Genomic DNA, 12,485 nt, shown 5'->3' with positions numbered 1-12,485 from the left:
TAAAAATAGGGATATAGAATGGTTTATTCAATCCCGTTCGGATCATAAGAATACTGCTGCTTATTCTCAATCCGTTCAATTACGTCTTGCAACTCGTCTGGCTTCAGAAATTCAATAGGAGAGAAGCCTTTCTCAAATGTAAGTGTATCAGCCTCAATCATTAATACGTATCGGTCATTTACCTTTGCGATATGTATTTGATCCCCGAAATCAGCAAGTAGGGCTTTCACAGAGATATGATCCGCTTTTAGCTTCAATTCCACTTCAGGCGCATGCTCGACGATTTGAGCGGTAGCTTCCATTACTTCTTCGGTTGAAAATTGTTCCATAATTTCGCGTTTCGGACTGGCAGCCCATACTTCCATTGCTTGGTCGAACTGTTCGCGCTCTTCCGTACCTTCTTCAAATACATCTTCAATTTGGTCGTATACCATGTCCATTACTTGTGTTTTCATAATTTCAGGCATAGAGCGTTCGTATTCGACGAATTTTAAGAAGTCTTCAAAGTAACGGGCGTGTGATGCTTGGTGAATCTTTAGCTCGCCCACTTCGACCATACCTTCTTCGGGCATGTACGTTTGAAAGATGAGGAATAGCCTTTATACCAATGGTTATACGTTGTAATATAAGTTGTGGACACAACTTTGGCAACATTTCGCCTATACATTAGTAATTTTATCGAGCTGGTCAGATACGGACTTTTGCATATCTGGAATCACATGACTGTACGTATTGAGTGTTTGTTGCACGTCTGCGTGCCCTAATCTGGATTGTATAAGCTTTACATTGACATTTTGTTCTATCAATAGCGTGGCATGGGTGTGTCTTAAATCATGAAATCGTATCTTTGGTAAATTAAGTTTGACTGTTAGATTATAAAATTCTTTACGTAAATTACGTGGAATCATTGGTTTACCTATACGAGTACATATTACAAGATCATTATCTTCATAACCTTCACCATGATACAAACGTTCTTCTAAAATTATTTTTCGGTGTGATTTTAATTCGCTAATGAGCTTGTCAGGTATGTGTATTGAGCGTATGCTCGACGCATTTTTTGCACCAACTTTTATTTCCGCTGATTGAGTCAATGTTTGCCTAATGTATATAACATTTTTATCAAAATCAATATCTTTCCACCTTAATCCCATGATTTCGCCTTGACGTGCTCCCGTGAGTAATGAAATTACTATTGCGACGTAACAGCGTGTTAAACGATGAACATTTTTAGCTTCTTTTAAAAAATAATTTATTTGTTTCAATGACCAGACGTTCAATTCTTTCTGCTGCTTTTTTGGTAAAGTAGTACCAGTTGCTGGATTATCTTTAATTAATTTTAGTGTTTTAGCCTTTTTTAGAGATGCACTAACAATTCGAAAAACTAAATGAATAGTATGTGATGAGTAATTTGTTTTATTTACTAGGTTGTTTACAAATTTTTGAATGTGAATAGGTTCTAGCTTTTGCAATTTGAAATGTCCTAACCTAGGTTTTATTACATTGTTACAAAAAATTGAGTGTATCTCATACGTAGATTTTTGAAGGAAGATACGTCTTTCCTCAAACCATTCATCTAAATATTTAGCATAGGTCATCTGTGATACATCGGTAAATTCCTCATTTAGCATTTCAGCCTGAATTTTAATTAATGCTTCTTCGGCCATTTGTTTCGTTTTAAAACCGCGTCTTTTCTTCTGTCTTCTTTTTCCTGTAAATGGATCTTTTCCTAAATCGAAAGAAAAGTACCAAGTTCCTCTTTTTTTATCTTTTAATATGCTACCTTTCATAATTAAAACCTCCGATAGGTTCTAACGATTGAAATAATAGCTTCCATAACTTGTATTTTAATACTTTTGGCCCGCTTTTGTATAGGGATATGTAAGAGTAAAGAAAGTTAGAAAAAGAAATATATGGTATTATTTATAGTGAGATAATAATATGTAAATTCAATTTTATAAAAAGGGAGTGTGTCTGGGTGAGTGTAAAACTTAACTTCGCCTTGTGCGGAACAAATATCGTACATATTGAAGAGAGACTATATAAAAATATTAAATATAGGTGTCCACACTGTCATGAAGACGTAATTTTTAAAAAAGGGAATAAAAGAGAACACCACTTTAGTCATAAACCTGGAAGCGATTGTACTATCTCTAGTGAAACCCTCTTACATTTCGAAGCGAAGCATTTTCTTGTTAATAAGATAAATAAAGAAGAAGACATTAAGCTTAAAATTGATTTAAGTTATTTTAAAAAGAAATACAAAGAATTTTTAAGGGCCATTAATATAGATTCTTACGAGATATCATTATTAGACATATTGAAGTTTTACAAAAAGAGTTTTGCTGAAGTTGAGCAATGGGTAGGGGATTCTATAGCCGACGTTGTAGTAAAAGATGAATATGATGATTCTCAACCATTTGTAATAGAGGTTTATGTAACACATGCAAACGAAGATGTGAAAGTTCAATATTTTGATGAAGAAGATATACGATTTATAGAAGTAATTCCAACCAGAAAGAACGGTGAATTCATATACGAGGTATCTGATGCCTCTATTTCTAAGTATATTGATTATATATCTTCAAAAATTTCATTATCTGCAGCTGATATTAGTTATAATATCTTTAAAGATGAATTGATTGATATAGCTAGAGAGGACTTAACAGATGAAATATTGCTTCAATATAAAAAACAAGCAATCTCTGAGGTTGAGGAATTAATAAAGAATATAAATTACCGTTACTATATTAATGGAGATATTTATAAAAAAATGAATAGCGTTGAAGCTAAATCCTATATGAGTATTGAATCTAGCCGAGAAGAACTATTTGATATATCTTATAAAAGTTCTTCTCAATCTAAAGATAAATACTTGATGATAAATGATCGTTATTTCTTATCTAACGAACAAAATTTATTATATTCATTAATATACGAAATACAGGAACATTACCAGGTTGAAGCTATTGTGGGTGGTTGGGAACATACCAAAAAGAAAAAAGTAATAGGTTTTAATATATTAATGCCTAATAGTAAAATTGTAGTAGAAGAAATGAATAGAATACTAAATGATATGTTATCTATAATCAAAAGAGACTGAATAAAAAATTAACTTTATACATCGGATGAAGTAACATATATAATATAGGAAACTCGTTTTATTCTATTTAAAGGAGTAGTTTTAATGTTAGACATCATTCAATTTGATAACAGTCTTAAAGAAACCCTGGTAAGTAATTCGTTATTGCCACTTGATTCAAATTCACTATGGCGTTGTTTCGAAATCACTTTTAAATATAATGAGAATGAAAAGCATACGAAAGGCCTACTATTAAGAAGAAAAATCGATGAATCTGTTCCTAAAGATAAGCGAGGATTATATGTATTTGTCGATCCTACTACCGAGGAAGCTTTATATGTAGGTGAAGGTTGGATACGCAATAGATTGCATAGACATATTAAAAAGCTATACCTTTTAGAAAAAAAGGCTAGCAGAGAGTTCTTTAAATCAATTCAAGGTGATGTTCGAATATACTGGACTGAATGTATAGGTTATCATAGAAGAATCGCAATTGAAGGGGCTCTACAATGTGTACTCAAACCTCGTTATAGAAGAAATGATGATTGAATAAAAACTATATTTTATACAAAGGGGATTAAAGTGATGAATGAAGAAAACAAGCACCAATACAGATTCGAATTTCCAACCCCACCCAAAATGGACTTCGCTTCTGAAGTTGCCGAAACTACCAGATTAATGCGAGAAATAGGACAAATGGGACAAAAACTTGTAGAGGCACAAATGCATATATGGGAATCAATTAGTGAATCATTATCTTCCTTACATGATATAGATTGGGAAGACGTTGAGCAATCGAATAAAGAAGCAGCAGAATCATTAGCTCAAAAGGGTTGGACTCTTCCAATGAATATGGATATTGAAGAAATATTTACATTATCACAAGTTGAGTCCCAGGAAGAGGTAGACTCATCATTTCATGTATTTTATTCAAACGAAAAAGAATATCAGAATATAAAGACTGATATTCTCAAGCACGAGTTAATTAAAGAGTGGAGAGGGCTTCTTTCACAATGTTTTGATAGCTATGAAAAAGGTCATTATTTAATTGTGATTCCAAGTTTATTTATCGTGATCGAGAGTCTTGCGAACATGTTGATTTCACCAAGATTTCAAAAATATATAACAACTGAGATGAAGAAAAAACCTTCTTTAAGAGTTCAATTTAAAAAAGTAAAGCGAGAAATTGAAGATGACAAAACCAATATAATAATATATGTATCTGTAATGGAATTCTTATATAGTGTGTTCCGAGTCGGGAATTTCGATAAAAACACGAGCCGTTTCCAAATCATTAACCGTGACTGGGTATTACACGGACGTGATTATCCGAATAACTGGACTCAGGTAGATGCATTACGATTATTTAATGCAATACATACAATCATACAACTAGATTTCTTGCTGGAAGATTTAGAAAGAGAAGAAGCTGAAGCAGAATCTATTAAATAAAAGTTTAATTTTATATAAAGACATAAAAAGGGGATACTTACACATGAATGAAAACAAAATTATTAAATCAATTTCTTTTACAAGAAGTGACAAATTTGAAATGCAGCTATACAACCATGCAATGAACCATAACGCTTTTGCGACATACGTTAAACGCTTAATTCAACGAGATCTAGAAGAGGGTAAAAAATTCGATTTTCAAATTGAAGAGTCACAAACTATTGATAGATTGAATAAGCGTATTGAAGAACTAGAACTAGCTTTATCAAAAGTTGAAAACCTAATCAAAGAAGTTAAATAAAAGATTGGTCTTATACAATAAGGAGAGATTGATATGTTGATAGCAGGATTTGAAGAAAAAGCTAAAGCATACCTGGAAAGCGTAGGATGCAAGCTTGTTAAAATTGGTTGCGACCACAATATGCTTATAGGTCATTCAATATTCTATATCGATAGAGATGGGGAATCCGCAACTTGTGGAGAGTATCATATTATTAAGCATTTAATGAAGCCGAAAGAGGACGATATCAAATGTCGGGAAATATCGATTATGTGGTTAAAAAGGGATAAAAAAATTGTTTCCTTTGATGAAACTAAAGTTTTAATACAAAATGAGATTGATAAAAAAGAAGAGCAAATGCAAATACTTGAAGAAGGTTTAGCTGTATGGAGACACAGAATAGCTGAGTTAGAAGCGAGATAATAATAACTTTAATGTGTTATATGATTTTAGCATTACATAAAACAAGAGTTTTATTAAAGGAGGAAACACCTCGATGTACAAGATTACTGATGTTTTATCCATAACACAACCAGAGAAACCGATATATACTTACACAATTACTATACATACGGACGATCACATGCAGCTCTTTGCAAGTATTGATTCTGTTGAAGCGGGTTTAGAAAGTAAAATTCAAGAAGAATTTGTTTCGTTTATTGAAAATATTGAACATCACGAATCATTCTTATTAATAGATTCAGAAGCTATAAAACTTAAGAAAATTGTTTACGTAAAAATAGATAGACGTACATATCTAAATTTTTAGACCGAGATATGTATAAAAATTTAATTTGTAGTATACAACACTAAATTTGGAGGGAAATTCAAATGAAAAAGCAAAAAGAATTTTATCATTTAAACGGGAATGCAATCTTAAAACGTGGTCCAGAACATCCAATAAACAAGTTATTTGCAAATAAAGAAGAAATGGATTCCGAAATCAAAAGGTTTAATAATAAATACGCCCAAAATCCTACTGTTAAAGACTTTTACATAGAATACCAAATACTTTCAATGAAAGAATTATTTAATATGTTCACGGTTGAAGAAATTTGTGAAGTGGACAATGAGTTTAAAAATTTAATTGAATGGAATATGGATGAGATTTCAATTATAGAAGAATAAGAAAAGAGTTTTATTCATCCTTTTTAATATTGTTAGTGAGCAATATAATTCTAGGGATAGAAGGTTTTTATCTCTGCCTATCCCTAAATTCACACCAATGTTGTATTCAAATTGTGGGTTTATATTTAATTGGTTTCATGTCTCTAGATGGTAGGTATTTGAACTGTAAAATTTCGTTCCACCATTCAAATTCAGAACGCAAATATAAATCGTACCAATATTTTGATTGATTTTGAGTTCCTTCTTTTAAAGAGTCTTCGTATTTTTCTCCGTAATGCCATACATCTAACTGTTTAGTAAAAATAGGTGCTAATTCTAAGGGGAATATATTGTTAATTGTTTCATTATCGTATTCTTGGAAAAGTAAGTATTTGATCTCACTAGGTTCACATTTTTCTTTTGTGCTATTATCATAATATCTTTGATTCTTTAATTTTGTACAAATTGTGTTACAGATATCGTAATCATATTTCACTAATTCTATCGTTTCTGTTATTTTCTTATGATTCCCTTCAAAATTAGTATCCTGTAAAATGTGAATAAATGAGTTGGTATGTTCTGCAATCCTTATCGCATTAATTCTTTTTTCATCTACAACATCCACAAGAATATTACCCTTATCTTCATCTGTTTCTGATATAATTGTACGAAACATAAAAACAGCGTCATTTAAAAGGGTATTAGTGTAATTCACTTTAATAAAGTCATATCTGTATGTGGGATTTAATTTTAGGTGACCATTATGGTCTAAACTAATCTGCATTTTATCCAAATAAATCTTCCTTTCGTTATGAATTATAACGAAATTTAATGTATATAAATACAAGAAACTATTGGAGTATATGACGTTATATTGAAGTGAAAACAAATACTTGAATTATATAAATATCGTTTGGATTTTTTGGTGGGAAAGTGCATTAATAAAAAAATGAAATTGTAGGCCTTATTATAGAGATACGTAGTGAATATAGGGGAAAAGGTAAATGGCAGGATATAAGTAGGAAGGGGAATCATGATTTCTATTTTTTTAATAATTAGAATTCTTCAGATGAAACCAGCGAATTTGTGTGTCATTAATTTACTTCTATATAATTATATCTACAAGCTAATTAAAAATAAATATTTGAAACGAAAACTATCTATTTTTGAGATAGTTTTTTTATTTTATTTACTCTAATTAGCAAAAAAGGAGGACGTTTAATGAAGAAAATACAATTGATGAAAGATTTAGAGCTTAATAAGGAGTATGAAGAAATTTGCGGAAAAATTAATTATGATAATTATACCTGTTTTGTTGAAAATTTAGATAGAACAATTTACGAACCAGAAGAAGTAGTCAATGTTTCGGAGGTTAATTCACGTATTATAGAAAATGTAGTAAATGAATATCGGGAGTTATTTATCGAGTGGAAAATGAATCCAACCGACGAACAGATTGAATTTGCACGAACTACTGCAAAAATCCTTTTAGGTGAATTGAAAAATCGTAAGACTATTCCAGTTATTCCAGCTCCTTGTGGGTTCGGAAAAAGTACTATAACATATGTTTTTATTAAAGAAGTTTGTAAAGCATTGAGAGAAGGCTCAATTCAGGAAGGAATGATTATTGTAACCGATAAGTTGGACGATTTAAAAAGAATACATAATGAATTAGAAAAGGAAATTGGATATTACAAAACTGAATTTATTATTGATAAAGAATGTAAAACTCCATTTACATACGTATTAGAAGGGTGGACAGAAAAATCGTATGAAAAAGGTATTTGTAAAAATAAAAGAATGAAGGCCTATAAAGTCGGGATGTGTAGTAAAGAAAATTGTCCATTTTTTGATGAATGTAAAATGTCAAATCAAAAAACAAAACAAAGATTTTCTCCGATTCTCCTTATGACGAATGCCAGACTTGAAACGTTTGGTGAAAATCTAAATCAATACGAACATTATGAAAATAAGGACGGAGCGATTAAGTCACGGACGATGATAATCAATGATGAAAAGCCAGTGATGGTAGATAGTATGTCCGTTTCAATGCAAATGATTAATAATATTGATAACGCTATTCGTGATATTTCGATTAATAATGAAAAGGGTAAAAGTGAAAAAAAGAAATTAGAAGAGAAATGGGATCAAATACGCACAATTCTAAAAGATAAATTAGATCGTTATTCTACTAAATACGATAGATTTTTAGTCTCTAATAATAATAACGAGCCTATTCTATTGAACGATGAAGAGTTTAAATTGCTTTGGGATAAGCATATGGTTAACAAATACAAAAACGAACTAAAACATATTCACAGAGCTTTAACAGTGGGAGGTTTATTCTGCAAGACTAAGAAACAAGAATTTATTAATACGATTTCCATGAAAGATGATATAGTCAATGAGAATTTTAAAACTGTAATATTCGATGCTACAGCACTTATTGATCCAGATTATGCAAGCTCAGAAGGGAATGCGTATGAGGATGTGATACGGTTTGTGAATATTGAAAACGCTAGAAGGTTCGATAATATTACTTTTAAATTCAATCAATCTCATAAGATAAATAAGACGCAATTTGGGAGTAAAAAATATCTTGTTGATGCTTGTGTGAAATTTATAGAAAATATGCAAAAAAATAAAGCTACTTATGTAGTTACCTACAGAGAAGTAGCTGCAAAAATGCTGAAAGAACTAAATAATCGTAAAAATGTACTAGTAAATACAAATAAAGAAGAGTTATCGAGAATTATAAATAAAGTTGAAATTGTAGCAGATGAAGATACAATTTTTTATTTTGGAAACACAAAAGGAAGCAATAAAGCAAAAGATTGTGTTCAAATGGTGCAATTCGGATGGAATACTTTACCTGATTATGTTTATGCAACAAAATATTTGTGTACAGATTTTAATAAAAAGAAAATGAAAGATATTCTTCAAGAATGTTGTAATCCTGAAGCAGCTGAAGTGTTTTCTGAATATCTGATGCATGGGGATAAATACAAATTTAAAAACAAAAGTCTTTATCTATATCAAAATTACTCAATGCTAACAGATTTCGTACAAGAAGTTTTTAGAACCAAATTAAGAAATTATAATTGTGATGAGAAAATAGAAATAAATTGCTTTCAAGCTGATAAAGTACTTATTAGCATGGTAAAACAACTTTTCCCTGGTTGTAAGATAGATGATAACCCAGATGAATTGAATTGTTTTGCAGAAGAGAAAGTTGTAAGTCGAAAAAATGGAGACAAATCAATTATCTTAAAGGAGTTCATTGACAATTGGCCAATTGGTCAAGAAATGACGACCAAAGATATTTATGAAGGTGCAGGATTAACAGATAAAGATTTTGATAATTTGAAAAGTAAAAACATCTTTTTTAAGAATTTATTTGAAAAATATAAAGTGAGACGAGGGAAATTTATCAAAACACTATAAGATTTATCCTACATTTCTTTATATAAATAATATAAGAGATTGTAGGGTAAGTTAAAATACATAATAAAAGAATATAAAGATTAACGCCGTGAGGGTTCGGGTGGTGCGGCGAGGTCTTGCATTTTGGAGCAATAGCGGAAAATGCAAGAGATGGTGACAGCACCCGAGGTTTTATCTTTTTACATAATAAAATAATTTAGAGAACAAATCAGAAACTTATTAGATATTTAGCTTAAAAGTGGTGTATTTGCTATCGGAAATAGTAGCTGAGAACAGGTTGAAATCATTCGAAAGTGAGTAAAAAGTGGTGAAAACTGCTTCATAACTGGGTGATTTTAGCCTATTTTTGTTGATTTTTTACGATAGCATGTCGATAGCAAATGTTTTGATAAAAATTTAGTGGCTGAAAGTAGTAAATGATAAAAAGTCAGTGTTAGCAAGGGTGAAATCGAAGGGTGAGTGTGGATTTTGGAGTGTTCGGTGGCCTATCTGCTATGTAACATACTTCAGTATTGTAAACTATCCCCCTGTTACATGTTTGTTAAGTGTATCAATTATTTAAATTACATATAAGTTGTATGTGCAGTAGTTATTATAATTGTTGTTTCTATTATATTTAACAGATATCATAATTGCCTAACATGAGATTCCCTATGTCTTTACATGCGATGTCGGGGATTTATTTTGTAGAATTTACAGCACAGGTTCAGCAAATAATTACATGCTTTGAAGTAGGGGGAGAATTTAACTGATAAATAGCACGTCTATTTGAGGAATCTTACGACTCATATAAGTCTTGTGTTCTCTTTGGAAGCCCTCTACTACCATTGGTGAGAATTGAGTCTAAAGATTATCGGCGACGTACATATGAGGAAATAATATCGGGATAAAATTGGAGTTTTATTCAATGGCATTTACAAGGCTTCAGAAATGAAGAAAAGAGTCAATGTTATATTGAATAGATTGGCCAGCTGGTCGAGTCAAGTGTACTTATACAAGTATATTGTTTGTATAAGGTTGTTAGTTAATTATTGACATTTGTTTGGAGGTAACGCACATAGGTAGCCATGCGATGGTGAGGGCTTGGTACTTTAATTGTAAGTCTGTTAGTGGTATGACTACAATGTTGTGATATGTGCATGTGTGTGATTGTCTATGTCATCATGTCTTGCTAGGAGTGTGCATGCAGAGAGAGCATGTAGCAGCACACTCTATTAGTTAGTCTATGTAGGTTGTCTGTGTGTAACACCTGCAAAGAACGGACACAAGTGACTATCTATCACGTTCTCGATCTCGGTGAATGAGATGTATTGCTTGGTTGTATTGGCTATCTTCCTAGATATGTGAAGTCATGATCTTCTACACTGGTGATAGTGCCATGACAAAAGAGCAATACATTTGTATCGTTTGCGAATAAGTAGTTACATATACGTTTGGCTTGTACATGAATGTACCCTTATCACGACTGAGTATGTTCATGTTTCATCTCTCCTTTTGAATTTATAGTACAAAGTCAGCTAAACTATCTTCTATCTCTTCTTCTGTTATGCCGATGTATGTTAATGTGACTGAAGGCTTTGAGTGGTTTAATATTGTCTGGAGTTGTGCTACATCTTTCCTACGCTTGTAGTGCCAGTAACCAAAGGTTTTACGCATAGTGTGAGTGCCAATGGCTTCAACACCTGCAAAGTCTGCAGCTTTGTTTAACTGTCTATATGCTTGTATCTTGCTTATTGGCTTGTCACCTTTTCGTGATGGGAACAACCATTGTGAATTAACAGTCTGTAAGTATTCTTGAATCTCATTATAGATGTTGGTGAGATGAATGGTACGTGATTTTTTTGTTTTTCCCTCTTGTATTAATACTTTCTTCTTTCCTTTGACATCGGAAACTTTTAACTTCAATAAGTCGCTTACACGCAACCCTGTATTAATCCCAACAAGAAACAAGATATAATCTCGTTCGCCGCAATGACGTTTCAATGCCCATTTCATATCTTCTATTTTTTGTAAATCTCGAATGGGTTGGACATCGATGATATGTATTTTCTTTTCTCTTTCCTGTTTCATTTCCACAACTCCTACAATCCTTTATTATCGATGTTTTGAATGTATACTTTTTTTGTTAATTTGATAATATCACTGAATTTCAAACAAAGTCAATAAAACAAATGATTCCAATGTAAACTTTTTATTATTAGTTTACATTGTTGGTTGAATATAAAAAATTATATTGTCCAAAAGGAGGTGACAATATGGGGAGACTAATTCCAGGTGGAAATGGTACAAAAAAAGAAAACTACAGGACACGAAAAAGTAGATTTAGATAATCCTGCTTACTCTGAGGAAAAACGAGCATTAAGTGAAGTCGATGCTCGGGAAAAGTATTTTAGAGACATAGGATTAGATCCTGATGATGACTAGTAAAAAAATAGCATTTAAAAGTCATTCTTTTTGTGTGCGAAGTGGATTTTTCTTGTGATCATAAAAAAAGAAGAACTCCTTTAATTTGGAGTTCTTTTAGATTAAATTTTTAAACGAATATTGATTTTTAGGATCTTAATTTGGATTGCTTCGCTCGTATCCATCATCTCCACCGCGCCAATACCCATCAACTTCTGTACCGTCAGAGCGTTCATATCCGTCAACCCAGTGTGGATCTACATGCTGAGTATCTGCATTATCAGGTTCTACATCGTCATAGTCTTCACCAATATTCTCCTCATAATTACTGTTTGGATGTATCGGATCAATATTTTCCTCAAAAAAGGATCCAATTAATATGAAAAACAAATAAGGAATACCAAAAAAAACACAGATTATAGGAATAGTCATTGGAAATATTAAATATAAACCTTTATTAGTCTCTACTACGGGCCATAAAGGGGATAAAATTATCATTACAATAGACATATAAACAAGAAATGTTTCACCTGCTAATAAAGAAAGAATAAGACAAATGATAGATACAGCTATTATAAAAATACTCATTTCTTTGAACTTTTCCCAGTAAAAATCCCGATTCATTATTTAAACTCCTTCAAATAGATATTTCACTTTTAATAAAAGTATATCTTTATATAAGGTTATAGTAAAGTTAATCAGGAATAGAACTGTTTT

The 12,485-nt window shown here is 31.5% G+C and carries 13 protein-coding genes and 1 pseudogene; 9 read left to right on the top strand and 5 right to left on the bottom strand.

The window, feature by feature from the left end; translation table 11 throughout:
* Positions 1-23: 23 nt before the first annotated feature.
* Both ACTFR9_RS09750 and ACTFR9_RS09745 read right to left on the bottom strand, forming a co-directional pair.
* Positions 24-575, bottom strand: a pseudogene (locus tag ACTFR9_RS09750) (DUF3898 domain-containing protein); the annotation flags it as partial.
* Positions 576-659: 84 nt separating this feature from the next.
* The gene (locus tag ACTFR9_RS09745; RefSeq protein WP_000678751.1) at positions 660-1,790 is read right to left on the bottom strand and encodes a site-specific integrase; all 1,131 of its coding nucleotides are present in this window, start codon (positions 1,788-1,790) and stop codon (positions 660-662) included.
* A gap of 188 nt (positions 1,791-1,978) precedes the next feature.
* Here ACTFR9_RS09745 and ACTFR9_RS09740 point away from each other — a divergent pair, with 188 nt between their 5' ends.
* From ACTFR9_RS09740 to ACTFR9_RS09710, 7 genes are all read left to right on the top strand, one after another.
* Positions 1,979-3,103: a competence protein CoiA family protein gene (locus ACTFR9_RS09740; RefSeq protein WP_229136662.1), complete on the top strand. Its 1,125-nt coding sequence runs from the start codon at positions 1,979-1,981 to the stop codon at positions 3,101-3,103.
* Positions 3,104-3,187: 84 nt separating this feature from the next.
* Positions 3,188-3,631: a hypothetical protein gene (locus ACTFR9_RS09735; RefSeq protein WP_000884166.1), complete on the top strand. Its 444-nt coding sequence runs from the start codon at positions 3,188-3,190 to the stop codon at positions 3,629-3,631.
* A 36-nt stretch (positions 3,632-3,667) separates the two neighbouring features.
* Positions 3,668-4,534, top strand: a complete 867-nt coding sequence (locus ACTFR9_RS09730) for a hypothetical protein (protein ID WP_001001493.1) — start codon at positions 3,668-3,670, stop codon at positions 4,532-4,534.
* A 43-nt stretch (positions 4,535-4,577) separates the two neighbouring features.
* A complete protein-coding gene (locus tag ACTFR9_RS09725) occupies positions 4,578-4,835 on the top strand; it encodes a hypothetical protein (RefSeq protein ID WP_001004879.1) in 258 nt (85 codons plus the stop codon).
* A gap of 33 nt (positions 4,836-4,868) precedes the next feature.
* Entirely contained in the window at positions 4,869-5,237 is a 369-nt protein-coding gene (locus ACTFR9_RS09720) for a hypothetical protein (protein WP_000903624.1), read from the top strand.
* A 73-nt stretch (positions 5,238-5,310) separates the two neighbouring features.
* Positions 5,311-5,583 (top strand): hypothetical protein, encoded by a 273-nt coding sequence (locus ACTFR9_RS09715; protein WP_000276810.1) that lies wholly within the window; start codon positions 5,311-5,313, stop codon positions 5,581-5,583.
* A gap of 62 nt (positions 5,584-5,645) precedes the next feature.
* Positions 5,646-5,942, top strand: coding sequence for a hypothetical protein (locus ACTFR9_RS09710; RefSeq protein WP_000744249.1), 297 nt, complete (start codon positions 5,646-5,648; stop codon positions 5,940-5,942).
* A gap of 106 nt (positions 5,943-6,048) precedes the next feature.
* Here ACTFR9_RS09710 and ACTFR9_RS09705 read toward each other — a convergent pair whose 3' ends face one another.
* Entirely contained in the window at positions 6,049-6,714 is a 666-nt protein-coding gene (locus ACTFR9_RS09705) for a hypothetical protein (protein ID WP_000359969.1), read from the bottom strand.
* A gap of 428 nt (positions 6,715-7,142) precedes the next feature.
* Here ACTFR9_RS09705 and ACTFR9_RS09700 point away from each other — a divergent pair, with 428 nt between their 5' ends.
* Positions 7,143-9,365 carry a hypothetical protein gene (locus ACTFR9_RS09700; RefSeq protein WP_000723769.1) on the top strand — a complete coding sequence of 741 codons (2,223 nt, stop codon included), beginning with the start codon at positions 7,143-7,145 and terminating at the stop codon, positions 9,363-9,365.
* Positions 9,366-10,865: 1,500 nt separating this feature from the next.
* Here the strand turns inward: ACTFR9_RS09700 and ACTFR9_RS09695 are convergent.
* Complete coding sequence (locus tag ACTFR9_RS09695; protein WP_000808211.1) at positions 10,866-11,435, bottom strand: tyrosine-type recombinase/integrase; 570 nt, start codon at positions 11,433-11,435, stop codon at positions 10,866-10,868.
* Between the two features lie 204 nt (positions 11,436-11,639).
* Here ACTFR9_RS09695 and ACTFR9_RS09690 point away from each other — a divergent pair, with 204 nt between their 5' ends.
* On the top strand, positions 11,640-11,789 hold the full coding sequence (locus ACTFR9_RS09690) for a hypothetical protein (RefSeq protein WP_157406501.1): 150 nt from the start codon (positions 11,640-11,642) through the stop codon (positions 11,787-11,789).
* A 135-nt stretch (positions 11,790-11,924) separates the two neighbouring features.
* On the opposite strand, the gene ACTFR9_RS09685 is transcribed toward ACTFR9_RS09690, so the two are convergent.
* Complete coding sequence (locus tag ACTFR9_RS09685) at positions 11,925-12,392, bottom strand: hypothetical protein (RefSeq protein WP_001078050.1); 468 nt, start codon at positions 12,390-12,392, stop codon at positions 11,925-11,927.
* Positions 12,393-12,485 lie beyond the last annotated feature (93 nt).

Source organism: Bacillus cereus group sp. MYBK222-1 (genome assembly GCF_051916425.1).
GTDB lineage: Bacteria > Bacillota > Bacilli > Bacillales > Bacillaceae_G > Bacillus_A > Bacillus_A paranthracis.
The sequence above is the reverse complement of the archived record's forward strand: the minus strand, read 5'-3'. Positions and strand labels throughout refer to the sequence as shown.

Coding starts and splice junctions, on each gene's coding strand:
- ACTFR9_RS09745 (WP_000678751.1), bottom strand. CDS start 1,790: ATGAAAGGTAGCATATTAAAAGATAAAAAAAGAGGAACTTGGTACTTT.
- ACTFR9_RS09735 (WP_000884166.1), top strand. CDS start 3,188: ATGTTAGACATCATTCAATTTGATAACAGTCTTAAAGAAACCCTGGTA.
- ACTFR9_RS09730 (WP_001001493.1), top strand. CDS start 3,668: ATGAATGAAGAAAACAAGCACCAATACAGATTCGAATTTCCAACCCCA.
- ACTFR9_RS09725 (WP_001004879.1), top strand. CDS start 4,578: ATGAATGAAAACAAAATTATTAAATCAATTTCTTTTACAAGAAGTGAC.
- ACTFR9_RS09720 (WP_000903624.1), top strand. CDS start 4,869: ATGTTGATAGCAGGATTTGAAGAAAAAGCTAAAGCATACCTGGAAAGC.
- ACTFR9_RS09715 (WP_000276810.1), top strand. CDS start 5,311: ATGTACAAGATTACTGATGTTTTATCCATAACACAACCAGAGAAACCG.
- ACTFR9_RS09710 (WP_000744249.1), top strand. CDS start 5,646: ATGAAAAAGCAAAAAGAATTTTATCATTTAAACGGGAATGCAATCTTA.
- ACTFR9_RS09700 (WP_000723769.1), top strand. CDS start 7,143: ATGAAGAAAATACAATTGATGAAAGATTTAGAGCTTAATAAGGAGTAT.
- ACTFR9_RS09695 (WP_000808211.1), bottom strand. CDS start 11,435: ATGAAACAGGAAAGAGAAAAGAAAATACATATCATCGATGTCCAACCC.
- ACTFR9_RS09685 (WP_001078050.1), bottom strand. CDS start 12,392: ATGAATCGGGATTTTTACTGGGAAAAGTTCAAAGAAATGAGTATTTTT.